At 63.1% G+C, this 25040-nt stretch carries 26 protein-coding genes; 6 read left to right on the top strand and 20 right to left on the bottom strand.

The features are described from left to right. The first annotated feature begins 1 nt into the window (after position 1). The 3 genes from FFI94_RS10425 to FFI94_RS10415 all read left to right on the top strand — a co-directional run bounded on the left by FFI94_RS10425 (position 2) and on the right by FFI94_RS10415 (position 2520). Positions 2-757, top strand: a complete 756-nt coding sequence (locus FFI94_RS10425) for a sirohydrochlorin chelatase (protein WP_138872883.1) — start codon at positions 2-4, stop codon at positions 755-757. A 65-nt stretch (positions 758-822) separates the two neighbouring features. Then, positions 823-1569 carry a DUF998 domain-containing protein gene (locus FFI94_RS10420; RefSeq protein ID WP_138872882.1) on the top strand — a complete coding sequence of 249 codons (747 nt, stop codon included), beginning with the start codon at positions 823-825 and terminating at the stop codon, positions 1567-1569. Positions 1570-1623: 54 nt separating this feature from the next. Beyond that, positions 1624-2520, top strand: coding sequence for a universal stress protein (locus FFI94_RS10415; protein ID WP_138872881.1), 897 nt, complete (start codon positions 1624-1626; stop codon positions 2518-2520). Between the two features lie 7 nt (positions 2521-2527). Here FFI94_RS10415 and FFI94_RS10410 read toward each other — a convergent pair whose 3' ends face one another. The 6 genes from FFI94_RS10410 to FFI94_RS10390 all read right to left on the bottom strand — a co-directional run bounded on the left by FFI94_RS10410 (position 2528) and on the right by FFI94_RS10390 (position 6923). Next, positions 2528-3565: a sulfate/molybdate ABC transporter ATP-binding protein gene (locus FFI94_RS10410; RefSeq protein WP_138872880.1), complete on the bottom strand. Its 1038-nt coding sequence runs from the start codon at positions 3563-3565 to the stop codon at positions 2528-2530. Then, positions 3562-4368, bottom strand: coding sequence for a sulfate ABC transporter permease subunit CysW (gene cysW / locus FFI94_RS10405; protein WP_138872879.1), 807 nt, complete (start codon positions 4366-4368; stop codon positions 3562-3564). Before cysW ends, FFI94_RS10410 begins: the two co-directional genes overlap by 4 nt. Beyond that, positions 4368-5228, bottom strand: coding sequence for a sulfate ABC transporter permease subunit CysT (gene cysT, locus FFI94_RS10400; RefSeq protein WP_138872878.1), 861 nt, complete (start codon positions 5226-5228; stop codon positions 4368-4370). Before cysT ends, cysW begins: the two co-directional genes overlap by 1 nt. Before the next feature lie 7 nt (positions 5229-5235). Continuing rightward, complete coding sequence (locus tag FFI94_RS10395; protein ID WP_138872877.1) at positions 5236-6267, bottom strand: sulfate ABC transporter substrate-binding protein; 1032 nt, start codon at positions 6265-6267, stop codon at positions 5236-5238. Between the two features lie 202 nt (positions 6268-6469). Further along, entirely contained in the window at positions 6470-6559 is a 90-nt protein-coding gene (locus tag FFI94_RS34605) for an Ms4533A family Cys-rich leader peptide (RefSeq protein ID WP_313905520.1), read from the bottom strand. A gap of 142 nt (positions 6560-6701) precedes the next feature. Further along, positions 6702-6923, bottom strand: a complete 222-nt coding sequence (locus FFI94_RS10390; protein ID WP_138872876.1) for a hypothetical protein — start codon at positions 6921-6923, stop codon at positions 6702-6704. An 83-nt stretch (positions 6924-7006) separates the two neighbouring features. Between FFI94_RS10390 and FFI94_RS10385 the strand changes: the two genes are divergently transcribed. Next, on the top strand, positions 7007-8965 hold the full coding sequence (locus FFI94_RS10385) for a glycoside hydrolase family 15 protein (protein WP_138873715.1): 1959 nt from the start codon (positions 7007-7009) through the stop codon (positions 8963-8965). Between the two features lie 23 nt (positions 8966-8988). Here FFI94_RS10385 and FFI94_RS10380 read toward each other — a convergent pair whose 3' ends face one another. Together FFI94_RS10380 and lepA are read right to left on the bottom strand one after the other, a co-directional pair. Next, positions 8989-9924, bottom strand: coding sequence for a nitronate monooxygenase family protein (locus tag FFI94_RS10380; RefSeq protein WP_138872875.1), 936 nt, complete (start codon positions 9922-9924; stop codon positions 8989-8991). Between the two features lie 6 nt (positions 9925-9930). Then, on the bottom strand, positions 9931-11823 hold the full coding sequence (gene lepA, locus FFI94_RS10375; protein WP_138872874.1) for a translation elongation factor 4: 1893 nt from the start codon (positions 11821-11823) through the stop codon (positions 9931-9933). Between the two features lie 73 nt (positions 11824-11896). On the opposite strand from lepA, the gene FFI94_RS10370 reads away from it, so the two are divergent. Then, a complete protein-coding gene (locus tag FFI94_RS10370) occupies positions 11897-12415 on the top strand; it encodes a type II toxin-antitoxin system PemK/MazF family toxin (RefSeq protein ID WP_138872873.1) in 519 nt (172 codons plus the stop codon). A gap of 49 nt (positions 12416-12464) precedes the next feature. Here the strand turns inward: FFI94_RS10370 and FFI94_RS10365 are convergent, their stop codons facing one another. From FFI94_RS10365 to FFI94_RS10350, 4 genes are read right to left on the bottom strand one after another with little or no spacing between them, the layout of a single operon-like run. Then, positions 12465-13238, bottom strand: coding sequence for an aquaporin (locus FFI94_RS10365; protein ID WP_138872872.1), 774 nt, complete (start codon positions 13236-13238; stop codon positions 12465-12467). 60 nt (positions 13239-13298) lie between these two features. Continuing rightward, positions 13299-14129: a transglutaminase family protein gene (locus FFI94_RS10360; protein ID WP_138873714.1), complete on the bottom strand. Its 831-nt coding sequence runs from the start codon at positions 14127-14129 to the stop codon at positions 13299-13301. Between the two features lie 8 nt (positions 14130-14137). Beyond that, positions 14138-15109, bottom strand: coding sequence for an alpha-E domain-containing protein (locus tag FFI94_RS10355; RefSeq protein WP_138872871.1), 972 nt, complete (start codon positions 15107-15109; stop codon positions 14138-14140). A gap of 41 nt (positions 15110-15150) precedes the next feature. Further along, positions 15151-16761 (bottom strand): circularly permuted type 2 ATP-grasp protein, encoded by a 1611-nt coding sequence (locus FFI94_RS10350; protein ID WP_138873713.1) that lies wholly within the window; start codon positions 16759-16761, stop codon positions 15151-15153. Positions 16762-16968: 207 nt separating this feature from the next. Here FFI94_RS10350 and rpsT point away from each other — a divergent pair, with 207 nt between their 5' ends. After that, positions 16969-17229, top strand: a complete 261-nt coding sequence (gene rpsT, locus FFI94_RS10345; protein WP_033232941.1) for a 30S ribosomal protein S20 — start codon at positions 16969-16971, stop codon at positions 17227-17229. 124 nt (positions 17230-17353) lie between these two features. Here the strand turns inward: rpsT and holA are convergent, their stop codons facing one another. The 8 genes from holA to nadD form a co-directional block, all read right to left on the bottom strand. Further along, positions 17354-18331: a DNA polymerase III subunit delta gene (gene holA, locus FFI94_RS10340; RefSeq protein WP_138872870.1), complete on the bottom strand. Its 978-nt coding sequence runs from the start codon at positions 18329-18331 to the stop codon at positions 17354-17356. Continuing rightward, entirely contained in the window at positions 18328-20688 is a 2361-nt protein-coding gene (locus FFI94_RS10335; RefSeq protein WP_138872869.1) for a ComEC/Rec2 family competence protein, read from the bottom strand. The genes holA and FFI94_RS10335 overlap by 4 nt, the downstream gene beginning before the upstream one ends. Beyond that, entirely contained in the window at positions 20685-21479 is a 795-nt protein-coding gene (locus FFI94_RS10330; protein ID WP_138872868.1) for a ComEA family DNA-binding protein, read from the bottom strand. Before FFI94_RS10330 ends, FFI94_RS10335 begins: the two co-directional genes overlap by 4 nt. 86 nt (positions 21480-21565) lie before the next feature. After that, positions 21566-22408, bottom strand: coding sequence for a DegV family protein (locus FFI94_RS10325; protein WP_138872867.1), 843 nt, complete (start codon positions 22406-22408; stop codon positions 21566-21568). A 4-nt stretch (positions 22409-22412) separates the two neighbouring features. Next, a complete protein-coding gene (octT, locus tag FFI94_RS10320; protein WP_138872866.1) occupies positions 22413-23180 on the bottom strand; it encodes a diglucosylglycerate octanoyltransferase in 768 nt (255 codons plus the stop codon). Next, complete coding sequence (locus tag FFI94_RS10315; RefSeq protein ID WP_138872865.1) at positions 23167-23841, bottom strand: histidine phosphatase family protein; 675 nt, start codon at positions 23839-23841, stop codon at positions 23167-23169. Before FFI94_RS10315 ends, octT begins: the two co-directional genes overlap by 14 nt. Further along, a complete protein-coding gene (rsfS, locus tag FFI94_RS10310) occupies positions 23838-24284 on the bottom strand; it encodes a ribosome silencing factor (RefSeq protein ID WP_138872864.1) in 447 nt (148 codons plus the stop codon). The genes FFI94_RS10315 and rsfS overlap by 4 nt, the downstream gene beginning before the upstream one ends. Before the next feature lie 36 nt (positions 24285-24320). Further along, positions 24321-25022 (bottom strand): nicotinate-nucleotide adenylyltransferase, encoded by a 702-nt coding sequence (gene nadD, locus FFI94_RS10305; protein WP_138872863.1) that lies wholly within the window; start codon positions 25020-25022, stop codon positions 24321-24323. Between the last annotated feature and the right edge of the window lie 18 nt (positions 25023-25040).

The raw sequence follows: 25040 nt of genomic DNA, 5'->3' as shown, positions 1-25040 counted from the left end.
GATGGTTCCGCTCATTGCTGTTGCGCACGGCAGCCGTGATCCCCGTTCAGCTCGGGTGATCGCGGCTGCCGTCGCAGCTCTTCGTGAAGCCCGGCCCGACCTCGATGTCCGGTTGGCTTTCCTCGATCTCAATGCACCGTCCATCGACCAAGTGCTGGACGGTGTCGCGGTGGAGGGTTACACGCAGGCAGTCGTGGTCCCGATGTTGCTGGGCAACGCTTTCCACGCGCGGGTCGACTTGCCCGGACTCCTCGCGGCTGCCGCGCTGCGCCACCCGCAGTTGGCCGTGACCCAATCCGACGTGCTGGGTCGTGACGTTCGATTGGCCGAGGCGGTGCGCGAGAGAATCCTCGAAGCCGGCGCGCATCCGGACGACCCGTCCGTCGGGGTCGCTCTCGCCGCAGTCGGTTCGTCCGACGCCGATGCCAACGCCGCAACTACGGAGTTGGCGGCTGTCCTTCTTGCCGGAACCAACTGGTCGGGCGTTCGCATCTGCTTCGCCACGTCCGCGGAACCAACCGTTGCTCAGGCCATCTCCGCTCTCGAACACGATGGAGCCGAACGCATCGTCGTCGCTCCGTGGTTCTTGGCTCCCGGACTGCTGACCGATCGCCTCAGCACTGCTGCAACCGCGGCCTTCCACGGTACGGTCTTCGCGGACACGATCGGTGCGCACACTCTGCTGGTCGAAACGATGATCGACCGATACACCACCGCGCTCGGAACTCTGCCCGGACGGTTGGTTCGCTCCGCCTGAGCAATTTCCACAGGCCGTTATCAGATTGTTACCGTACCGTTGGATTCATCCAACGAGCAGGGAGCATGACGATCACTCACAATTTCCGTCTCGGCACCGCCGGCGTCGCCTGGGTCCTTTCCGTCCTGTACCTACTGGTCGAGATCCTCACCGCCGGCGCCTGGAAGACTCCCTACAGCTTTGCGCGCGATTCCATCAGCTCACTGGGCGTCACAACCTGCAGCACCGATTCGTGTTCACCCCTGCACGACGTGATGAATGCCGCGTTCATGATCCTCGGCGCGCTCACCATTTTCGGAGCAGCATTACTGCACAAGTACATCCCGGGCGGCCGCGCCAAGAAATGGATACTGGGACTGGCCGTCGTCGTAGCCTTGAGCACCGCTGCCACCGGGATGTTCCCCGCCAACGACGGCACCTTCGTCCACTGGACTGCCGTCCTGCCCGGTTTTGTCGCCCGCCACGCCGTCCTCGTTCTCCTCGCCTTCGCGTTCTGGAATCACCGACGGTGGATCGCGGTGTGGTCCGGCCTGTGCGCAGCAACAGGACTTGTCGGCGCCGTACTTCTACTCGGCCGAACCCTCACCTTCGGACTCGGTGAGCGTCTCACGCTCTACCCGTTGCCGATGTGGATGGCCGTCACCGGCGTCGCCGCGCTCCTCGCCCTGATGCGCCGAACCGTTCTGAAGAACGTCGACATGACACTTCTCGGTAACGGATTCGTCACTGCCCTGCTGTCACTGCGGCCACGCCGATCACTGCCCCCGGTCTCCACCGACGTCCTTGCCCGGCGAGCGAAGACTTCCGTGTAGCGAACCCGAGGTGAGCAGGGACACACTGGAAGGAGGCGACGCGAGGAGACTCCCATGACCAGTGCATCTGTTCGACACGGAATCGTGGCCGGAATCGACGGCTCCCCCGGCGCGGTGAATGCTGCGCGATGGGCGGCGTCCGCAGCCAGGAAATTCGACGAACCCCTCCGCCTGACACATGTGCTGCCCGGACAGCCGGATTTCAGCGAAGGCGGCGCCGTGACCGACGAAGAGATGTTCGATCGTCACATCCGTATCGAAGGTGCGAAGTTCGTCGAGGAGGCCGAAAACGCCATTCGTGACGACCACACGGACGTCACCATCGAGCGTGCATTTGTCGCAGGCACCCCCGCGACAGCGCTCGTCGAACTGTCGAAAACCGCAAGAATTCTCTCGCTCGGACAAGCCGGAACCACCGAGATGCAGTCCGTCTTCCTAGGATCGGACACGATCAGAGTGGTGAACCGCGCCCATTGCCCGGTGACCGTCTTCCGCGGCAGCAGCGACCACGCCACGACCGACACGCGGCCCATCGTCGTCGGTATCGACGGCAGCAAACTCAGCGAACTCGCTACCGGTCACGCCTTCGAGTTTGCGGCGTTTCTGGGTGTGCCCCTCGTTGCCGTTCACACCTGGAACGAACATGCCTCGCTCGGCGGCTACTCCGAAGCGCGGCGATTCACCGATTGGGGTCCGTACGAGGAGCACGAGAACGCACTGCTCTCCGAATGCCTCGCCGGCTGGACCGAGAAGTACCCGGAGGTCGAGGTCACTCGCAGTGTGCAGAGAAGTGGACCGATGAAGGCACTTCTCGAGCATTCGGCCGAGGCTCAACTTGTAGTCGTGGGAAGCCACGGCCGAAGCCCGTTCATGGCCTCGATCGTGGGTTCCACCAGCCAGAGCCTGATTCACCACGCACAATGCCCGGTGATGGTGTGCCGCGAAGGGTGAAAACCCGTCACACCTGGCCGACGAGGCTCACAACCGTCGGAGATTCCACCGGCGATTCCGGAAGGTCGGGCACACGGGTCGCCCGGGCGTACACCGTCTCGCCGGCTTCCAGATGCAGAGCCGCGCTGTCGCCGCGCGTGACCTGAGCGGAGAACAATTCCCCCGTCGCTTCGTTGCGCAGGTCGACGCGAACCTCGAAGCCCAGGTACACGACACGTTCGACGGTGGCCCGAGTGACACCGAGCGATTCGGCGGTTCCGGCTTCCTGGGCCAGAGCCATGCTGGGGTCGCGGCCGAGACGAATGTCGTGCGGGCGCACCAACTGGCCGTTGAGCTTGGCTACTGACCCGAGGAAGGACATCACGAAGTCGTTGGCCGGGCGGTCGTAGAGGTCGGCGGGTTCACCGATCTGCTCGATCCGACCCTTGTTGAGCACGGCGATGCGGTCAGCGACGTCGAGAGCTTCTTCCTGGTCGTGGGTGACCAGAACCGTCGTGACATGCACTTCGTCGTGCAACCGACGGAGCCACGTGCGCAAGTCGGCACGAACCTTCGCGTCCAGCGCGCCGAAAGGCTCGTCGAGCAGCAGCACCTGCGGATCGACGGCAAGGGCGCGTGCCAACGCCATACGCTGACGCTGACCACCGGAAAGCTGAGCGGGATAACGATGCTGGAAGCCGTCGAGGCCGACGATCTCGAGAAGCTCGTTGACCTTCTTCTCGATCTCCGGCTTGGGACGCTTACGGATCTTGAGACCGAAGGCGACGTTGTCGCGAACCGTCATGTGCTTGAACGCAGCGTAATGCTGGAACACGAATCCGATGTCGCGCTTCTGCGGCGAGACGCCGGTGACGTCTTTGCCTGCGATGGTGACTGTTCCAGAATCGAGTTGCTCGAGTCCCGCGATCGAGCGCAGTAGCGTCGACTTGCCGGAGCCACTTGGCCCGAGCAGTGCGGTCAGGGAACCCGACGGGATCTCGAGGGACACGTCGTCGAGCGCCGCGAAGTCACCGTAGTTCTTGCGCGCCCCGGTCACTGTGATCATGTGTTGCTCCTCTTGCGGTCCAGCAGCGTCATCAGCAACAGGACAATGATGGCGATGCCCATCAGCAGAGTAGCTGCCGAATACGCACCAAAGGTGTTGTGATCGTCGATGTATCGCGAATGCACGAGCAAGGTCAAGGTCTGGGATACCCCGGGGAAGCCCGACGACACCATGATGACAGCTCCGAACTCACCGAGCGAGCGGGCAACGGTCAACACGATTCCGTAGGTCAGGCCCCACCGGATCGCGGGCAACGTGATGCGCCAGAACGTCTGCCACCCCGAAGCGCCCAGCGTTGCCGCGGCCTGTTCCTGCTCGTCACCGATCTCGTGCAGGACGGGTTCGACCTCACGGACGACAAACGGCAACGTGACGAAGATGGTCGCGAGCACCATTCCCGGCAACCCGAAGATCACCTTGAACCCCAAGGACTCGATTCCACCGAACCACCCGTTTGCGCCCCACAGCAGGATCAACGACACACCGACCACAACGGGCGAGACCGCAAACGGCAGGTCGACGACGGACTGCAGAACACCGCGACCGGGAAAACGACCGCGCACCAAGGCAAGTGCGGTGACAATTCCGAAGATCACGTTGATCGGCACCACGATCACCACGATGAGCAGCGACAGATTCAGCGCCGAAACAGCGGCGGGAGTCGTGATCGAGTCGATGAATGCACCGATCCCGTTCTCGAACGTGCGCGTCAAGATCACGCCGATCGGCACCACCAACAGAACGAACAAATACAGAAGCGCGACGGACCGCAGTCCAATCCGCGACTTCGTGGAAATCTTCATCAGCCGCGTTCCTCACGTCGTTGGCCCCGGGAAGCGAAGAGACGCAGAACGAACAGCGTCACGAACGCGATGAGCAGCAAAGCCACCGACACCGCAGCAGCATTGGTGGGGCGATCGATTTCGATCTGCTGCTGAATGTACTGCGACGTCACCTGCGTCACGCGCGGAATGTTGCCGCCGATGAGGACCACGGAACCGTATTCACCGATAGCTCGCGCAAACGCCAGGCCGGCTCCTGAAATCACGGCAGGAGCCAGTGTCGGCAACACCACGGAACGGAAGATCGTCCAGTTGGAAGCACCCAGAGATGCTGCCGCTTCCTCTACTTCGCGATCGACCTCCATCAGCACCGGTTGCACCGAGCGCACCACGAACGGCAGCGTCACGAATGCCAGCGCGACGATCAGGCCGGGCTGGGTTGCGTTGAGGTGAATGTCGATCGGCGACTGCGGTCCGTACAGCGACAGCAGCACGATCGACGCCACGATGGTCGGCAACGCAAACGGCAGGTCGATCATCGCGTTCACAATTCGCTTGCCCGGGAACTCGTCTCGCACGAGCACCCACGCGATGATCGTGCCCATCACGACGTTGATCAACGCTACGACGATCGAGGCGAACAACGTCACCCGCAACGACGCCAACGCAACCGGTGCGGTGATGGCGTCCCAGAACCCGGCGATACCGTCGTCGAAAGCGGTGACGGTCAGCGCCGCGAGTGGCAGCAGGACGATGATGGAAAGCCAGAGTGTGGCCACGCCGATGCCGAGTGGCCCGACGCTTCCCGTGACCCGCGCGAGTTTGGGTTTGCGGGTCACGGGTTTGCGGGTCACGGGTGTGCGTTCAATGGTGTCGGTCACGGCAGTCTTACTTGGTTGCGTTGTCGTAGATTACGGCGATGGAACCGGTGTCCTTGGTGAACAGTTCGGCGTCGACGGTCTTCCAGCCACCCAGATCCGTGATGGTCCACAGCTTCGTGGGCTCGGGGAACTTGCTGGCGTACTCGGCGGCAACCGCGGGATCAACCGGGCGGAATCCTGCTTCGGCCCACAGCTTCTGGCCTTCGGTGGTGTAGAGGTAGTCCTTGAACGCCGTTGCCTTCTCCAGAACCTTGCTGTTCGTCAGCACTGCGACCGGGTTCTCGATCTTGAACGTCGTCGGCGGGGTGACGTGCTCGACCGGATCGCCGTTGCCCTCGATGAACAGTGCTTCGTTCTCGTAGCTGATCAGAACGTCGCCGCTGCCCTGCAAGAAGGCTTCCGATGCTTCGCGGCCCGACTTCGGCTGGATCTTGACGTGATCGTTGACGAGCGCGGTGATGTAGTCGAGGCCGGCCTGCGGGTTCTTGCCGCCGTCACTCTTTGCCGCGTACGGCGCCAGCAGGTTCCACTTGGCCGAGCCCGAGCTGAACGGGTTCGGGGTGACAACTTCGAGGCCGGGCTGCAGCAGGTCGTCCCAGTCCTTGATGCCCTTCGGGTTTCCCGGACGCGTCACGATGGTGACAACCGATCCGAACGGAATTCCGTTGTAGGCGTCCTGATTCCAGTTCTTGTCCACCAGGCCGGCGTCGACGAGGCGCGTGATGTCCGGCTCGACGGAGAAGTTGACGAAGTCGGCTTCAGCACCGTCCTTCACCTTGCGCGACTGGTCACCCGATGCGCCGTACGACGGGTTGAACGCGACATTCTTGCCGTCTTCCGTCTCCTGGAAGGCGGGAATCAGCTTGTCGAAGCCGGGCTTCGGAACCGCGTAGGCAAACAGGTTGATCGTGCCGGCGCTGCCGTCGCTGGCGACGGCGTCGGCGCCGACGGTATCGCTCGAGCCACCGCTGCACGCTGTGAGTACCACGGCCCCCATGGTCGCGATAGCAGTGAGGAGTGTGCGGGAACGGCGTTTCATTGCAGATACCTTCCGAGAGGGCTGACAAAAAGGGCTGACCGAGCGTGAAAGTCCGAGACCTCTGGGGCTGAATCCATCGGGACGTTCGGACATGGGGAGCCGACGGGGCTTTCAGATGCCCTTGGTCGGGGGCGCGAGGAACGCGCAGAAGAGTTCGAGCGGGGCGCAAGTGCACCGCCGCGGAATTCGAACTACAGGGAAATCAACAACAGGCGACGTCAGCGACGTCGAGCATGCCGACAGCGATCAACGCCAACTGGTGGCGGATCTCAGGAGCTGCTGCTTCGGACACGTCGTGGACTCTAGCAGAGCGTTCCGGCGGTCTCGAATCGAATCTCTAACGAGTGAGAAGCCAGGCCACGATACAAAGAAGGATCAGGGCGATCAGGGCAAGAGTGACCCGTGAGCGGGGCATCGGTTTTCCTCGACTTCTCTCAGGATTTCTCAGGGGTTTCATCGGAGACCGTCGCCGGGTTGCGTCGCAGCCACTCGAAGACCGGCGACGACAACACAGCGGACAATCCGCGATCCAAACCGATCGCGACGCCGGCGCACAGGGGAACTACAACGGCAAGGACCAACACGACCTGTGGGATGAAGGGAAGCCCCGCAATCCACAGCTCCACGCCGTCCCACCAACCTGCAATTCGGTCCACGCCCATCACCCTATCGTTCGGGGCCACCGGCACCGAATGGCCGTGGAGTGGACGTGTCCCAGATCTGGCCGGACAATGTCCGAATGAGTGTCGACGACGAAGTAATGCAGGCCGTCCCCTCCACAACGGCAGGCCACCATCGAAGCAACTTCCCACCCATCGACGACTACGCATTTCTGTCCGACTGCGAGACATCCTGCTTGATCGCCCGAAACGGATCGGTGGAGTGGATGTGCGTCCCACGCCCCGACTCTCCGAGCGTCTTCGGCGCGATCCTGGATCGCAGTGCAGGGCACTTCCGGATCGGCCCCTACGGCCAGAACGTGCCGGCCGCTCGCCGCTACCTTCCCGGCGGGCTCATTCTCGAGACCACCTGGCAGACCGAGACCGGATGGCTGGTCGTGCGCGACGCACTGGTTCTGGGCCCGTGGCACAACGTCGACAAGCGTTCGAGCACTCACCGGCGCACACCTACCGACTGGGATGCAGAACACATCCTGCTCCGCACTGTGAAGTGCGTCAGCGGCACTGTCGAGCTCGAGATGAGCTGCGAACCGGCCTTCGATTACCACCGCGGCGCCGCAATCTGGGAGTACACCGGCAAGGTGTACGAAGAGGCGACGGCAACGTGCCATTCGTCGCGGCCGGGCGATCATCCGTCACTTCGCCTCACCACCGATCTACGGCTCGGACTCGAAGGCCGCGAAGCCCGCGCCCGCACCCGGCTGGTCGAGGGCGACAACGCGTTCGTCGCATTGTCGTGGTCCGAACTGCCGTCGCCGCAGACTTTCGACGAAGCCGCCGAGATGATGTGGCAGACCGCAAAATCGTGGCGTGAATGGGTCACCATCGGCAAGTTCCCCGACCATCCGTGGCGGGCCTACCTCCAGCGCAGCGCTCTCACCCTCAAGGGGCTCACCTACGCCCCCACCGGCGCTCTTCTGGCCGCCTCCACGACATCGCTCCCGGAAACCCCTGGCGGAGAACGAAACTGGGACTACCGCTACGCCTGGGTTCGCGATTCCACCTTCGCACTCTGGGGCCTCTACACCCTCGGACTCGACCGCGAAGCCAACGATTTCTTCAACTTCATCTACGACGTCTCCAGTTCCGACCACGGGAAACCGCACCCCTTGCAAGTCATGTACGGCATCGGCGGTGAGCGCACACTCGAGGAATCCGAACTGAGCCACCTGTCCGGCTACGACGGTGCGCGACCGGTACGCATCGGCAACGGCGCGTTCGACCAGAAGCAGCACGACATCTGGGGCACCATGCTCGACTCCGTGTATCTCCACATCCGTACCCGCGAGCGCGTCCCCGAAGCGTTGTGGCCGCTCCTCAAGAGGCAAGTCGAGGAAGCCATCAAGCATTGGCGTCAACCCGACCGCGGGATCTGGGAAGTGCGCGGCGAACCGCAACACTTCACGTCGTCGAAGATCATGTGCTGGGTTGCACTCGACCGCGGTGCCAAGCTCGCAGAAATGCAGGGCGAGAAGAGCTTTGCCCAGCAATGGACCGCCATCGCCGACGAGATCAAAGCTGACATCCTCGCTCACGGCGTCGACTCACGCGGCGTGCTCACTCAGCGATACGGCCACAATTCACTCGACGCGTCGCTGCTACTCGCGCCGCTCCTGCGTTTCCTCCCGGCCGACGATCCCCGCATCCGGGCAACCGTTCTTGCGATCGCCGACGAACTCACCGAAGAAGGCCTGGTTCTGCGCTATCGCGTCGAGACCACCGACGACGGCTTGAGCGGCGAGGAGGGCACCTTCACCATCTGCTCGTTCTGGTTGGTCTCGGCGTTGGTCGAGATCGGCGAACTCGATCGCGCAAAGCACCTGTGTGAGCGTCTACTCGGATTTGCCAGCCCGCTCAAGCTCTACGCCGAGGAGATCGACGCACACACCGGCCGGCATCTCGGAAACTTCCCGCAAGCGTTCACACACCTGGCATTGATCAACGCCGTGGTGCACGTGATCCGCGCTGAAGAGGCCGCAGAAGCCGGAGCCTTCCAGCCGGCGCACAACGCGACGTAATCTCCTGCTGTGCGCCTTTACGGTTAAGAAAGGCGCACAGCAGAGAGGTGGCGCTCCGCATCCGCGCCGATCCGCCGAACCACGTCGGCGGCCGGATGAGTTCCGTGCACAAGTCCTACAGCTTCACCGGCGTACACGACGCCGTTGCGCGGATCGGACGGGTCGTACGCCTTCGCGAGAGTTTCCTCATCGGCGTCGACGCCGTCCCACGCTGCCGTGAAGTCGTTGGCGATGGCCCGGCCACCCCAACGCTGCGGCCACGGCTGACTGCGCGCCCGATCGAACACAGAGGTGTACACGGTATCCGTACTCCCGGCTTCGACGACGCGATCACGCGCATAGTCCGGGCCGACGGTTTCGGGGCTCGCGAGTAGCGCTGTCCCGATCATGACGCCCTGACCACCGGCCGCGATGACTGCTGCCAGACCGCGGCCTGTTCCGATTCCACCGGCAGCGAGCACCGGCAGCGAGGTTGCTTCGAGGATCTCCTGCAACAGCGGCAAAGTTCCGATCCGGCCGGTATGCCCGCCTGCCTCACCGCCCTGCGCGATGACGGCGTCCACTCCGGCTGCCTCGACGACGCGGAGGTCTTCGAGCGTATTGATCTGCGACACAACGGGAATCCCGGCGTCGTGAATGCGGCCGACGTAGGCGGCGGGATCACCGAACGACAACGTGATCATGGTGGGCTTGACCGCGATCGCGGTGTCGAGCATCAATTCGTTCTCGGGCAGCGACCACGTCATGAGGCCGACACCGAATTTCCCGCCGATCGACCGGGCCACGTCGGCTTCGGTCTCGATCCACTCGGGCGTGTTGTACCTGGCCGCCCCCAGCAGACCCAACCCGCCGGCAGCGGAAACCGCGCCGGCGAGGGCGCCACCTGCCCGCCCACCCATGGGTGCCCCGAGAACGGGGATCTCGATTCCGAATTCTCGGGACAACCAGGTGGTGATCATGCGCTCCTACTTCTTGGGCTTCTCGCCGACCGATTCGGATGTCAGAGCTGCCACGAAGGCTTCCTGCGGAACCTCGACGCGGCCGATGGTCTTCATCCGCTTCTTGCCTTCCTTCTGCTTCTCGAGCAGCTTGCGCTTACGGCTGATGTCGCCGCCGTAGCACTTGGCAAGAACGTCCTTGCGGATCGCGCGAATGTTCTCGCGCGATATGATCTTCGCGCCGATCGCAGCCTGGATCGGAACCTCGAACTGCTGGCGCGGGATGAGCTCGCGCAGCTTCGACGTCATGCGGCCACCGTAAGCACCGGCGTTGGAACGGTGAACGATCGAGGAGAACGCGTCGACGGCCTCGCCCTGCAGCAGGATGTCGACCTTCACCAGATCGGCCTGCTGCTCGCCGGCCTCTTCGTAGTCGAGGCTGGCGTAACCCTTGGTGCGAGACTTGAGCGCGTCGAAGAAGTCGAACATGATCTCGCCCATGGGCAATTCGTAACGCAGTTCGACGCGGGTCTCCGACAGGTAGTCCATACCGCCGAGCTCACCGCGACGCGACTGGCACAGCTCCATGATGGCGCCGACGTACTCGCTCGGCGCGATGACAGTGCACTTGGCGACCGGCTCGTAAACTTCACGAACCTTGCCTTCGGGCCAGTACGACGGGTTGGTGACGATGACCTCGGACCCGTCTTCCATCACGACGCGGTACACGACGTTGGGTGCGGTGGAAATCAGTTCGAGACCGAACTCGCGCTCGAGACGGTCACGGGTGATTTCCATGTGCAGCAGTCCGAGGAAGCCGCAGCGGAAACCGAATCCGAGAGCGACCGACGTCTCGGGCTCGTACGCCAGGGCCGCGTCGTTGAGGCGGAGCTTGTCCAACGCGTCGCGCAGTACGGGGTAGTCCGAGCCGTCCATCGGGTACAGGCCCGAGTAGACCATCGGCTTGGGATCGCGGTAGCCGACGAGCGGTTGGGTGGCGCCGTTGCGCGCAGTGGTGACCGTGTCACCGACTCGCGACTGGCGAACGTCCTTCACACCCGTGATGAGGTAGCCCACCTCGCCGACGCCCAGACCGATACTGGCCTTCGGCTCGGGCGAGATGATGCCGACCTCGAGCAGTTCGTGGGTGGTGCCGGTGGACATCATCGTGATCTTCTCGCGCGGACGGATCCGGCCGTCGACAACACGCACGTACGTGACCACGCCGCGGTACGCGTCGTAGACCGAGTCGAAGATCATCGCGCGAGCCGGACCGTCCGCATCACCGACCGGTGCGGGGATCTGCACGATTACCTCGTCGAGAAGCTCCTTGACGCCCATGCCGGTCTTACCCGAGACGCGCAGAACATCGCCGGGCTCACAGCCGGTGATGTGCGCGATTTCCTCGGCATAGCGATCGGGATCAGCGGCCGGGAGGTCGATCTTGTTGAGGACGGGAATGATCTTGAGATCCTTCTCCATCGCCAGGTATAGGTTGGCCAACGTCTGCGCTTCGATGCCCTGAGCCGCGTCCACCAGCAGAATCGCACCTTCACACGCCTCGAGCGCACGCGAGACCTCGTACGTGAAGTCGACGTGACCGGGAGTGTCGATGAGGTGGAGGACAAACTCTTCACCGTTGACAGTCCAGGGCAGGCGGACGTTCTGAGCCTTGATGGTGATGCCGCGTTCGCGCTCGATGTCCATGCGGTCCAGATACTGCGCACGCATCGCCCGCTCCTCGACCACACCGGTGAGCTGCAGCATGCGGTCTGCCAGCGTCGACTTACCGTGGTCGATGTGCGCAATGATGCAGAAGTTCCGGATCTGCGCAGGATCCGTGAACGTCTTGTCGGCGAAGCTGCTGATGGGAGACCCCTTAATCGGACCGGCACCGGCCCGGATCCGGGCCACTGTCAACCCTTAGGATATCCAAGTCTCACCGCCGCCGCGTGGGGGGTTCCCGCGCGGCATGCGATTATGCTCGGTCGCCATGGCAAGCATGTGGAAGCAGCTCGGCAGAACCCTCGGCAACTTCGCTCTGGACAAGGGCCCGACGTTGCTACGCCAACTGCAGTCGTCGAACGCGCCGAAAGGCGCATCCGGTCGACCCGTTGCCGCCCGCACCGTCCCTACGGCGCATCGCGCCCGCAAGGTCGAGTACTCCCCTGACCTCGACGGCAAAGCCGATCCGGGCGAGATCGTCTGGACCTGGGTCGCCTACGAAGAGGATCCGACGCAGGGGAAGGACCGACCCGTTCTCGTAGTCGGCCGGGACGGGGACACACTCCTGGGCTTGATGCTGTCGTCGCAGAGCAAACGCAACGGCGAGCGGGACTGGGTCGCCATCGGATCCGGCCCGTGGGACAGCGAAGGCCGCCCGAGTTGGATCAGGTTGGATCGTGTCCTCGACGTTCCGGAAGCCGGCATTCGCCGCGAAGGAGCGGTCATGGACCGTAAGAAGTTCGACCTGGTCGCCACAAAACTGCGGGCCGACTTCAGTTGGAGCTGAAGCCGACCCGAGGACGAAGCGTGACCGAATCGGTCAACTGTTCAAGCGCTCAGCTGTTCAAACGATTGAATCGGCCGAACAAGGCGCGGTAGATGAGTGCGCCGAGTGCACCGCCGATGATCGGGAACACGATGAACAGCCACACTTGGCTCATGGCACCGACCTGGTAGGGAGCGACGGCAAGGCTGCGGGCCGGGTTCACGGATGTGTTGTCGATCGGGATCGAGATCAAGTGGATCACGGCGAGTGTGAAGCCGATGGACACACCGGCCAGCGGAACGTCGGAGATCTGGTCGGTGGAGGCCAGGACGACAAACACCAGAAGCGCGGTCAGCAGAATCTCGATGATCATCGTGGCGCCGATGCCGTAGCCGTCGGACACCACCATTCCCAGGAGATTCTTCTCAGCTGACGGGCTGTGCGCTCCCCATCCGTTGGCGCCCAGTCCGTCCGCCACCCTGTTGTACGCCGGAAGACTGTTTGCGACCGTGTAGATGACCACACCCGCCAGCAGGCCGCCGATTACCTGCGCGACGATGTAGATACCCGCATTCACTGCGGAGATTCGTCCGATGGCAAATTGACCGACAGTTACCGCGGGATTGACGTGACAGCCTGAAATCGGGCCGATGGCGTACACCAGAAACAGCAAGGTCAAACCGAAAGCCAGAGCAACTCCGAGATTTCCGACTTTCGCGCCGGCAAATACGGCGGTGCCGACGGCAGAGAACACGAGTACAAATGTCCCCACCGCTTCGGCCGCATACTTTTTCACGTCCGAGATCGGTTCGACCTCGGTCAATTCCTGTGCAGTTGGAGACATATTCCCACCTTCTTCTCAATGAAACGGCAGTAATGCTCACGCGACTAGATTTGCCGGACTTTACGCAAGGCGAGTGATCTCCACAACAACTTCGAGATCTGTTGATCGGCCGCCGGAATAAATACCCTTCAGCGGCGGCACATCCGAATAGTCTCGCCCCATCCCCACCGCGACGTGTTGTTCATTCACAGCTATCGCATTTGTCGGGTCGTACCCCCACCAGGCGCCCGTCCAGGCCTCGATCCAGGCATGCGACTCCCCCACCACCGTGTCCCCGACAGCGGCATCGCGCGCCGGATGAAGATATCCGGAAACATATCGACACGGGATTCCCATGGTGCGCAGTATGTCGAGCGTCAAATGCGCGTAGTCCTGACAGACACCTTCGCGCGCTGCCCAGGCTTCCACCGCCGACGTGTGGACTCCGGTAGTGCCGGGCACGTAAGACATTTCGCCGTTCACCCATTGCGATACCGCCACCACCGCTTCCTCCGGCGTGAGCCCCTGTCGCAATTCTTCGGCAATTGCCGTGAACTTCTCATCTCGCGGTACGTAATTCGTGAAACTCAATTGTTCGTTGAACCGATCCTTGATCGGATTACCGGCCAACTCGTCCCATCCGACCTTTTCTTCCGGCGCGACAAAAGGTTCCGTCTCAACTACGGAAAGTCCGGTGACTTCCAGTTCCTTGTGCGGCGCATGAAGATCGAACGCCGTCACCGCCGTACCCCAGTAATCGGTGTAGCGGTAGGCACGCGAAGCCGGCTGGGTCTCGACGCGGTTCAAGATAACCGTCTGCCGACCGTCGGCTCGCGGAGTCAGCCGAACCTCGTTGTACGACGACGTCACCGGAGCCTCGTAGGCATATCCGGTGGTGTGCACGACCCTCATTCGCCAACTCACAGTTCACCCTCCACAGTTGCCTCCGCGTACACAGCACTCGCGTCAGTCCACGCGACCCAGGGCGCGGCATGGAAGTACTGCAACGAAATAGCCTCACCCAGTTCGCGACACGTCTCCTGCCAACCGAGCAGCCGCGACTGTAAATCCTCGAGCAGCACTCCCTGCGGAAGGAACTCGAGCTCGCTTCGTGCTCTCCCCAGCAATCGGGTGGCCTCCGCCCGGATACCGACCCGGCTGCCCTGCTGCGGGTCCAACTCCTCGAGGCACTTCTCCGCCTGCCGAATCGAATGGAACACCGATCGCGGAAACAGCCGATCGAGAAGGATGAACTCCACGACCCGATTCGCGTCGAGAGCACCACGGTAGGTGCGCAGGTACGTGTCGTGGGCTCCAGCCGAGCGCAGCACCGACACCCACGCCGGAGACGACGGCTTGTCCCCCGCACGGGCCAGGAGCATGCGCACGATCATGTCGACTCGCTCGATGGAGCGACCCAACAGCAGGAAGCGGTAACCGTCGTCGCGGCTGAGCGTCGAATCCGCCAGTCCCGCGAACATCGCGGCGCGTTCCTCGACGTAACGGAAGAATTCGTGTGGCCCGAGGTAGCGTGACGCCCGCTCACGCTCCCCCAGTCCGTTGTATGTCGTGTTCAGGCATTCCCACATTTCACTGGACGTCACCTCGCGTGCGCCACGAGCGTTTTCCCGGGCGCTCGCCAGTGAGTCGACAATCGATCCGACCTGATTGCGACTGAACGCAACAAGATCCGTCAGCGACCTCACATCCAATTCCTCGTCCGGCGCGTCGATTCCGAGGACTCGGAGCAACAACCGCGACGTCCGATCCGGATCGAGAGTCGTGTCGTCGAGCAGTTGGTGGACGGTCACGTCGAGGATGCGCGCGGTGTCGTCGGCCCGTTCCACGTAACGGCCGATCCAGTAGAGAGATTCAGCATTTCTGGCAAGCATCCGTCAGCACACTCCGTTCTCTTGATTGTTTCCGAACGTGATCACTGTTGTTGTTGATTCAGTTGCGAGGGCGTCAGTTCCGGACCCTTGTCAGGTTCTGCGAATTCCGGTGGCTCGCCGACAAGTCCCTCGCCCGCAAGTTCCCCGGCGTCCGTTGACGTGGCAGCGGCCAATACCCACGTGTCCTTGCTTCCGCCGCCTTGGCTGGAGTTGACCACCAACGAGCCTTCGGGGAGCGCGACGCGAGTCAACCCGCCGGGCAACACCCAGATGTCGTCACCGTCGTTGACCGCAAAGGGCCGCAGATCGACGTGACGCGGCGACAAGACGTCGCCGATCTTCGTGGGCACTGTCGACAACTGCACCACCGGTTGAGCGATCCAGCCGCGCGGATCGGCTCTGATCTTCTCGGTGATCTCGGCCAGTTCCGCCGCACTCGCGTCCGGGCCGAACACGATGCCGTATCCACCGGATCCCTCGACGGGTTTGATCACCAGTTCCGCGACGCGGTCGAGCACTTCCTCACACTCGTCGTCCAGCCAGCATCGGAACGTGTCGACGTTCTGCAGCAGTGGTTTCTCGCCGAGGTAGTAGTCGATGATCTGCGGCACGTAGGTATAGACAAGTTTGTCGTCTCCGACACCGTTCCCCACCGCACTCGAGATCACGACGTTGCCCGCTCTGGCCGCGTTGAGTACGCCGGCGACACCGAGAATCGAGTCCGGGCGGAAGTGCATCGGGTCGAGGTACTCGTCATCTATCCGTCGGTAGATCACGTCGACCTGACGTTCACCCTCGGTCGTGCGCATGTAGACGACGTTGTCGCGGCAGAAAAGATCTCGACCTTCCACCAACTCGACGCCCATCTGCCGCGCGAGCAGCGAATGTTCGAAGTACGCCGAATTCGCGACACCCGGTGTGAGAACAACCACAGTCGGGTCGGCTTCGTTCGTGGCCGCCCCGGCTCGCAGCGCGCGCAGCAAATGGGTTGCATAATCACCGACAGCACGGACCTTGTGAGACATGAACAGGTCCGGGAACACCCGCGTCATGGTCCGACGGTTCTCCATCACATAAGAGACTCCGGACGGTGATCGCAGGTTGTCCTCGAGGACCCGGAAATCGCCGACCTCGTCCCGGACCAGGTCGATACCCGATACGTGAATGCGCACGCCGTTGGGCGGCACGATGCCGGCAGCCTCACGGTGAAAGTGCTCGCACGAGGTGACCAACCGGCGGGGAAGCACGTGATCACGCAGAATCCGCTGTTCACCGTAGATGTCGGCCAGGAACAACTCCAGCGCTTTGACCCGCTGTTTGATGCCCTTTTCCAGTCGCGCCCATTCCTGCGCCGCGATAACGCGCGGAACCACGTCCAACGGGAAGGGACTTTCCTGCCCGGAAAGCGAGAACGTCACCCCCTGGTCGATGAAGGCACGACCGAGCGCGTCGGCGCGAGCCCCGAGGTCCTTGCTGCTCGTCGGCGCCAGCGCGGAGTACACACCCTCATAGGACTCGCGCACCGATCCGTCGGCCGCGAACATCTCGTCGAAAGCCAACTCGTAGCGACCGATATCCGAATATCCGTCGAACACTCCGGAGGGACGCGCCCGCGTCGTGGTCGAGCTTGTATTCACCACATTGTCTGTCATCGGCGTCATAGCAAACATGCTGCTACAGGTCCGCGATTTGAGCAGCGCGGAAACATCCCCGCAAACCACGTGTAACCTTCTCAATCAGGCGCATCGTGCGGCGGTTTGGGATATTCGACCCTGGACTGGTAATCTTGCCAGTCGGTGCATCAGTGCGCCCACAGCTTTCTCGACCGTAACCAGCTAAAGACGACAAGGATTTTACGCGTGGCCAACATCAAGTCCCAGGTGAAGCGAATCCGTACCAACGAGGCGGCCCGACTCCGTAACCAGTCGGTGAAGTCCTCGCTGCGTACCGCGATCCGTTCGTTCCGCGAGGCTGCGGCAGCCGGTGACAAGGACAAGGCCAACGAGCTCCTCGTCGCCACCAGCCGCAAGCTCGATAAGGCAGCCAGCAAGGGCGTTATCCACGCCAACCAGGCTGCAAACAAGAAGTCTGCACTCGCGCAGGCTGCAAACAAGATCTGACGCATCCTCGCTGACGGTTCGCCGTCATCAGTGGTGTTTCAATAGCCGCTCCGGTCTACTCGACCAGAGCGGCTATTGTTCGTTCCCAACCCAGTTGCCAGCTAAACCCAACTGCGAGCTGCGCTTACCGAGCGCGCAGCGCACAAACCTTACGCACCGCTGATTCCAGTGCGTAGGACGAATCGACGGCAGCACCCTTCACATCTGCGTTGAGTGCGGCAACAATCTGCATCGCAGCGCCGATCGACGCCGGGTCCCAGCCCTTCACTTCCTTGATTGCCTTCTTGACCTTCCACGGCGGCATCCCCAGCTCGGACGCCAACCGGAACGGATCACCGCCGCGGGCATACGGGCCGACCTTCGCGACGGTATGCACCGCGTCGGCCAGGGCGTCGGCCAGAAGAACGTGCGGGGTTCCGATCTGATCAGCCCAGCGCAACGCTTCGAGCGCGCCCCGGGTATCTCCGACGATCACTTTGTCCGCGACATCGAACCCCGACACTTCGGCTTTGCCGGAGTAGTACTGGTGAACGGCGTCGACGTCGATCTTGCCGCCGGTATCGGCAGCCAACTGGGAACACGCCGACGCCAACTCGCGCAGGTTGGAGCCGACGCTTTCGATCATTGCCCCGATGACCGCGGGAGAAACCTTGACCTGCGCGGCCAAAAACTCGGCCCGAACAAAATCGGTCAGCTGAGACTTGTTGAGTTTGGCGCACTGATGAACAACGGCGCCCAACTTCTCCAGTGCCGGCGCCAGCGCTTTTGCGCGTCCGCCACCGGAGTGCAGGACGATGAGCACAACACCTTCGGACGGTTCGCGGGCCGCCTCGAGCACGAGCGCAACAGCATCTTTACCGGCTTCGGCAGCCGCTTCCAGAACGATCACGCGGTCTTCCGCGAACAGCGACGGACTCAGCAGTTCGGCAAGTTCGGGCGCATTGGCATCGCCGGCACGCATCCGAGTGATGGGGAGATCCGAGATTCCCTGCCCACGATCACCACGAACGGCCTTGATCAACGTCGACACTGCCCGTTCGATCAGGAATTCGTCGTCTCCGAGAACGAGGTGCAACGGGTCGAGGCCAGCCGGAGTACTCACCCGAAGATCGTCCCACGAGGTACCGACACCACGGACACGGACCCGTCGTCGCTTCCGTACACCGCGAGCGTGCCGCTTTGATCGGTACGTGCCACGACGCCACCCAACGATTCCAGTTCGCTCATCACCTGCGGATGAGGATGTCCGAAGGTGTTGCCGGCGCCGGAGCTCACCAAGGTCAGCCGGGGGCGAACTGCCTCGAGAAACGCGCGCGATGTGGTTCGCGACCCGTGATGTGGCAGTTTCAGGACATCGGCTCGCACGTCGATTCCGCTACGCGTCATCGATGCTTCGCCTGCGGTTTCCGAGTCCCCGGTCAACAGAATGCGGCCGGCGCTGGTGTGTGCCATCAGCACCAGGGATTGATCGTTGGCCGACTCGTCGGCGCCGGAGACATCACGGGGCACCGGCAACACCGGACCGAGAACGTCGAACTGCACCGTCCCGAGAACAAACGTGGACCCGGCGCGCAGACTGACCAGCGGAACTCCGTGTGCTCGCGCAGCCGCGTCCACATCGCGGAAACCTGATTCCGGCAACAACATAGGGCCGACACCCACAGCCGACACCGAACGGCCGGCAAGCACGGCGGCGAGCCCGCCGATGTGGTCGGCATGAAAGTGGCTGATCAATACGAGCGCAATATCGTCGACCCCCAACATGTTCAGGCAACGGTCCATCGACGTCGGGTCGGGACCGACGTCGATCACGACTACCCGGCCGTCTCCCGTCGCCAAGACCAGACCGTCGCCCTGCCCCACGTCGCACATCACCATGGCCCAACCCGGTGCCAGTCGCCCGCCGGAGAAGACGTGGTGAAACGCCAGTGCCAGTACCAGTCCCGCTACCACCGCGCCAAGTAGCCACCGCGAGATGCGATTCCACAGCAGGAATATCGCGACCAGCACCAGCCCCGAGGCAAGCAGTGCACCGAGCAATCCCGACGGTACGGTGATGTTTGCCCAAGGAACCGCAGCGGCCCGGTCGGCGACGGAGAGCAGCCACCACATCGGAGGTCTCACAGCCAAGGCCAGGAGCGCGGCCGTCGGCGGACTGACCAATGCGAGCAATGCCACCATTGCGCCCAGTACCGTCAGAATCCCGATCACGGGTGCCACCAACAGGTTTGCGGCTATCGACACCAGGCTGAGCGTGCCCGCCATTGCCGCTACCACCGGCGCGGTGACAGCAAACGCCGCGCCGGACACAGCCGTCAACTCTGCCAGCCACCGCGGCCACCCGCGCTGCCGAAGGGCGTCGACCCACACGGGCGCAAGGATCACCAAGGCACCGGTTGCCGTGGTCGACAGAACAAATCCCCAGTCCACAGCCAGTTCCGGCATCACGATCACCAGCACGATGACGGCTGCGCCCAACGCGGGCAGCGCCTGTTTGCGTCGACCGGTCACCAAACTGAGCAATCCGATCGTGCCCATGACCGCGGCGCGAAGCACGCTCGGCGACGGCCGCGCCACAATCACGAACGCCAGGATCGTCACTGCCGCAAGTACTGCCCCGATCCGAGGATCGAACGCTGCTGCCCGCACCAGTAACAACACTGCGCCCAGGAGAATGCTGATGTTTGCACCGGACACCGCGGTGAGATGAGAGAGACCGGCCGCCGTGAAGTTGTCCTTGACCACCGGAGACAGCGCAGAGGTGTCCCCTACGACCAAACCGGGTAGCAGCCCCGCTGCATCGGACGGCAACGCCTGCGCGCACACAGCCGAAAATCGTGACCGCACAACACCGGCCCACCGCTGATACCAGGGCGCATCGCCGATCTCGAGCGGCCCGCCTTCGGTGGTGATCACCGCCAACGTCAGATCCGAACGCGACGGCACACTCACCTTTCCCCGGATCGTAAGCACCTGTCCGGGAAGCGTTTCCGGCCACACCCCGCTCGGCGCGCGAACAGTGACCGCGCCTCCCGCGTCGTAGTGCCTGTCCCCCACCGTCACCGAACGGACCGACGCCCGGAAATACACTTGACCTGGTCCGATCGACGACGCGCTCGTCCGCGGATCCTCGGTGGGGCTCACCTCCGCAGTTACCCACCCACCGGACACCGCCGCGCGTGTCAGTGGATGTGCTTCGACATCTGCCATTCGCCACGCGGTGACCGCACTGAATGCCCCGCCGAACACGCAGGCCACCACCAAGACCGGAATCCAGCCCGTGCTTCCCCACCGCCAAGCACAGGCACCAAATCCGATACATACCAGTCCCGAACCCGCCGCGACGCACCAGGCAACTCCGGATCCGAACACGATGCCCGCAGCAGTTGCTCCCCACACCGCCAACGCTGCGGGCACCAGTCTCGCGTCGAGAACCCGCTGCTCTGCCTCACCGTTCACACCGTGACCAAAGCTCGCAGTTTGTCGAGGCGAGCCGGACCTATGCCGTCCACCTCACCCAATTGTTCTACGTCCGTGAACTTTCCGTTGGACGTACGCCACGCGAGGATCGCACTCGCCGTGACGGGCCCAACCCCGGGAAGCGCGTCGAGTTCGGCTTCGGTCGCAGTATTCAGATTGACCGGTGCCCCAGCGGCAGTCGAAGCTGTAGTCGAACTGGTCTGTTGTTGCGGCGAATCACCCACCGCACCAACAACCACCTGATCGCCGTCCGACAGTTTCTGCGCCAGGTTCAAGCTGAGAGTGTCGGCGTTGTCGAGCACGCCACCGGCCGCACTCAGCGCGTCAGCGACCCGTGAGGAATCGGGCAGTGTCAGCAATCCAGGGTTATGCACCAACCCGACAACGCTGACCACTATCGAGGTCGGAGCAGGCGCACTGTCGATCGTCGTTGGTGGAGCCGAACTGGATGTCGCAACCGGAATCCCCACGGCTGCAGGCAGTACCGGCACCGCCTGGATTGTCGGCGAATCCCACCACAGTGCAAAAACGCCGAGCCCTGAGGCAGCAACCGCGATAATCACCAAGGCGAGTGCGCCGCGCCGGTGCGGACTCCATCGCATACCGCGCCAGCGTTCGGGCACCGCGGAATACCGCGCATCCCGCTCAGATCCATCTGCTTCGTCGTCGTCGATCTCCAGCAGCCACTCGGGTACTGCCGGACGATCGACATCGCCGGTCATCGCAGAAAGCCGATCACGCACCCTCTCCCGCTCTTGATTGCTCCGCATACGTCGACGCTAACGAGCGAGCGCTGACCTGCGTAGAGGGAGAAATCGAGTTGGGGATAACCCGCGGCCTGTGGATAACCGACCGGCTAGGACGGACCGTCCTCTTCCGGAAGTGGGCACACCACAACACCGATCGCACCCACACCCACGTGCACACCCAGGACCGCGCTGAAATCGGTGACCACGGTTTCGGCGACGTTGGGGATTCGCTCGGACAACTGTGTCGCGATGCCCTCGGCTCGTTCCCGAGCTTTCATGTGATGGACGGCGACAGCCACGCGGCTTCGCCCCGCCCGTTCCACGGCCGCATCTACCAATCTCGCGAGCGCTTTGGTGCTGGTGCGAGTTTTTTCCTTCAAGACCAACTTGCCGTCCACGAGGTGCAACAGCGGTTTCATCGCCAGGGCTGTGCCCAACAACGCTGCCGCGGTACTGATCCGGCCACCGCGACGCAATTGGTCGAGCTTGTCCACGAAGATGAAGGCGCGTCCACGTTCGGCGACGTCGACGGCGCGCTCGTACACGAGGTCGAGAGGAGAACCGCTCGCTGCGAATCGCGCCGCTTCCAATGCTGGGAACCCCAAACCCATACCGGTGGACGCTGAATCGACGATGCGTACCTTGCCGCCGAATTCCTCGGCCGCCTGCCTGCCGGCGTCCCACGTGCTCGAGAGTTGCCGCGAGATGTGGACTGCGAGAACACCGTCGCCCTGGCTCAGATCCAGTGCTCGCCTGTATGCCTCGGTCAGTTCTGCCGGTGAAGCACCGGCCGTCGTGAGCCCGGACAGATCCTCGGGAATGGCGTCGACGCCTTCGAGGAAATCACAGTCGTCACGCAAGATGTGTAGCGGAACAATCTGGAGCCCACACGCTTCGGAGATTTCCGGCGGGATGCAGGCGGACGAATCCGTGACGACAACAACTGACACGTCGCTACCCGACCTCACTCGCCGACGAGGGCGCGCGCTGAGCTTCGGCGGCGCGAATTGCGGCAGTCATCGCTCGGGCGACACCGATGTGTCCGTCCCAGCCCCAGTGAATTCCATCCGGGTTGCCGTTGTCGGAGAACACGTTTTCACGTACCGCGTCGGCAAGATCCACGACGGGTACGTCTTTCGCCGTTGCCCATTCGGTGATCGCGGATACCGCAGCGGGACGGCCGGCATGGACGCTCGCGTACGCGTCACTGCGATGCACGGACGGCAACGTCGCGATCATCGGCAGCTCGGGACGCATGTATTCCAACGCATTTCGTGAGCTCTCGAGGTACTCGACGCTCAGTTTCGGCGGCAGTGCCACCGGTCGGCCGAGTGGAGCCAGGCGCGGTTGCAGCCACTGGTACCCCTCCCGAACCAAGCGCCGCAGGGCAGGCGGGCGAACGTAGCGGATGGTCTCACGTAGCGCGGTGGGCAACGGCGACGGCAGGGAATCCATACCCCCGACGGCAAACACGACAGCTCCGGCGCGCGGGACGGCAGCCCACACCCGCGGATCCTGGGTCAGCGCCCACCACGCGTCGCGGCACGTCCAGCCGATGCGAGCGACAAGCTCGACGTCCCACCCCAGCTCCTCGGCGACGAGGTTGGGCCAGATCCGGGGATGGTCGGCAGCCAGTCCGCCTTTGGGGCCGAAATACGACAGTGAATCGGCAATAACCAGGAGGACGGGGCGCTGCCCGTCGGCACTCTCAGAGAACGTCATTTGCGACACTCGCAGAAGCATTCCATACGTCGAGTCGCCATTCGATGGAAGCAGGATCTCCGTGTCCGCTGAGCTGAACCCAACTCGTATTTCCGAGCCCGCCCAGAATCGCCCAGCGGTCGATCGGCAAGTCGAGTAGCGCGGCAGTCAACGCCGCGATCAGACCGCCGTGCGCCACCAGGACAACCGGCCTCTCGGCCCAGTCGGGAAGTGCGGCCAGAAGTTCCGTCACCACCGGCATGCTGCGCTTCGCAACGTCGATGCGGCTTTCACCGCCAGGCGGGGCCAACGTCGCATCGGCTCGCCACGCCGCCCGCACCCCAGGGGTCAGCTGATCGACGTCGCTGTGAGTCAATCCTTGCCAACCGCCGAGGTGAGTCTCACGCAGACGCGTGTCGGTGAGGACCGGAAGTCCGGCCGCATCACCGACAGCGACTGCCGTGAAATATGCGCGTTTGAGATCCGAGGACACGATGGTCAACGGCGCCCGGTCGGCGATCACCGGACCAGCACTCTTCGCTTGGGTGCGCCCCAACTCCGACAAGTCGGTGTCGAGTTGCCCTTGCATCCGAGAATCGGCGTTGTACACGGTCTGCCCGTGGCGCAGCAGTATCAGCCGCCGCACAGGATTCGACGCCGCTCCCGGCGCCGAGGAGGTCACAGTGAAGGTTCCTGCGCGTCCGGCTCGGCAACCGTGTCGGTGTCGAACACGGTGTGTGCGTCAGCCGGTCCCGGGATGTTCTGGCCGAGGCCTTCGACCTCGACTGCCGGGCAGTCCTTCCACAGACGATCGAGAGCGTAGAAATTGCGCTCCTCGTCGTGCTGCACGTGAACAACGATCTCGGCGTAGTCGAGCAGTGCCCAGCGGCCCTCGCGAGTTCCTTCACGACGGATCGGCTTGTGGCCGGCTTCGCGGAGGCGATCTTCGATGTTCTCGACGATCGAGTTCACCTGACGCTCGGTAGCTGCGGATGCGATGACAAAGCAGTCCGTGATGACCAATTGCTCGGACACATCGAGCACCACCACTTCAGTGGCCAGCTTCTCGTCGGCTGCCAAGGCCGCGATGCGTGCCATGTCGATGGCTTCGGTTGTTGCGCTCACTCGATGTTCTCCAGTTTCGTCTTCTTGGTCGTGCTTCTAGTTCGAATCGGCTGTCTTGCCAGGCGCCGGCTCCGACATGGTTGTCGCACCGTCACGGCGCTCCGCGTCGACAGGTCGATACAGGTTCCGCTTCGAGATGTACTGCACCACTCCGTCAGGTACGAGGTACCAGACGGGACGGTCTTCGCTTGCCCGACGCCGACATTCGGTCGACGAAATGGCAAGAGCCGGAATCTCGATCAACGTCACCGCATCGGCGGGCATCGTGTCGAGGTGACCGGCCAGGTGTTCGGTGTTGAGGTCGAAACCCGGTCGCGATACTCCGACAAATTTTGCCAATGCGAACAACTCTTCCCAATCTTGCCAGGAAAGGATGCTGGCCAGCGCATCGGCACCGGTGATGAAGAACAGTTCGGCATCCGGATGATAGGCCCGCAGGTCACGAAGTGTGTCGACGGTGTACGTCACTTTTTCGCGGTCGACATCGACCCGGGAGACGGAAAACCGCGGGTTGGAGGCGGTGGCGATGACCGTCATGAGGTACCTGTCCTCGGCCGGGCTGACGCCTCGAGCCTCCTTCTGCCACGGTCTGCCGGTGGGGACGAAGATCACTTCGTCGAGCCCGAACCTGTCGGCGACCTCACTCGCCGCGACGAGGTGACCGTGGTGAATGGGGTCGAAAGTGCCACCCATCACGCCGAGGCGTCGAGCACGTCCCACCGATTGTCCCTTCTGCACAGCTGACGAGCTTACGTG

It is taken from the genome of Rhodococcus sp. KBS0724 (assembly GCF_005938745.2).
Taxonomy (GTDB): domain Bacteria; phylum Actinomycetota; class Actinomycetes; order Mycobacteriales; family Mycobacteriaceae; genus Rhodococcus_F.
This window is presented reverse-complemented; position numbering and strand designations above follow the sequence as displayed.

Bases quoted from the DNA above. Each gene is read 5' to 3' on its own strand.
- FFI94_RS10425 (WP_138872883.1), top strand. From the start codon at position 2: ATGGTTCCGCTCATTGCTGTTGCGCACGGCAGCCGTGATCCCCGTTCA.
- FFI94_RS10395 (WP_138872877.1), bottom strand. From the start codon at position 6,267: ATGAAACGCCGTTCCCGCACACTCCTCACTGCTATCGCGACCATGGGG.
- FFI94_RS10355 (WP_138872871.1), bottom strand. From the start codon at position 15,109: ATGCTTGCCAGAAATGCTGAATCTCTCTACTGGATCGGCCGTTACGTG.
- FFI94_RS10360 (WP_138873714.1), bottom strand. From the start codon at position 14,129: ATGAGGGTCGTGCACACCACCGGATATGCCTACGAGGCTCCGGTGACG.
- FFI94_RS10350 (WP_138873713.1), bottom strand. From the start codon at position 16,761: ATGACAGACAATGTGGTGAATACAAGCTCGACCACGACGCGGGCGCGT.
- cysW (WP_138872879.1), bottom strand. From the start codon at position 4,368: ATGAAGATTTCCACGAAGTCGCGGATTGGACTGCGGTCCGTCGCGCTT.
- FFI94_RS10365 (WP_138872872.1), bottom strand. From the start codon at position 13,238: ATGTCTCCAACTGCACAGGAATTGACCGAGGTCGAACCGATCTCGGAC.
- FFI94_RS10385 (WP_138873715.1), top strand. From the start codon at position 7,007: ATGAGTGTCGACGACGAAGTAATGCAGGCCGTCCCCTCCACAACGGCA.
- FFI94_RS10420 (WP_138872882.1), top strand. From the start codon at position 823: ATGACGATCACTCACAATTTCCGTCTCGGCACCGCCGGCGTCGCCTGG.
- FFI94_RS10415 (WP_138872881.1), top strand. From the start codon at position 1,624: ATGACCAGTGCATCTGTTCGACACGGAATCGTGGCCGGAATCGACGGC.
- FFI94_RS10410 (WP_138872880.1), bottom strand. From the start codon at position 3,565: ATGATCACAGTGACCGGGGCGCGCAAGAACTACGGTGACTTCGCGGCG.
- FFI94_RS10370 (WP_138872873.1), top strand. From the start codon at position 11,897: ATGGCAAGCATGTGGAAGCAGCTCGGCAGAACCCTCGGCAACTTCGCT.
- octT (WP_138872866.1), bottom strand. From the start codon at position 23,180: ATGACGTTCTCTGAGAGTGCCGACGGGCAGCGCCCCGTCCTCCTGGTT.
- FFI94_RS10380 (WP_138872875.1), bottom strand. From the start codon at position 9,924: ATGATCACCACCTGGTTGTCCCGAGAATTCGGAATCGAGATCCCCGTT.
- FFI94_RS10330 (WP_138872868.1), bottom strand. From the start codon at position 21,479: ATGCGGAGCAATCAAGAGCGGGAGAGGGTGCGTGATCGGCTTTCTGCG.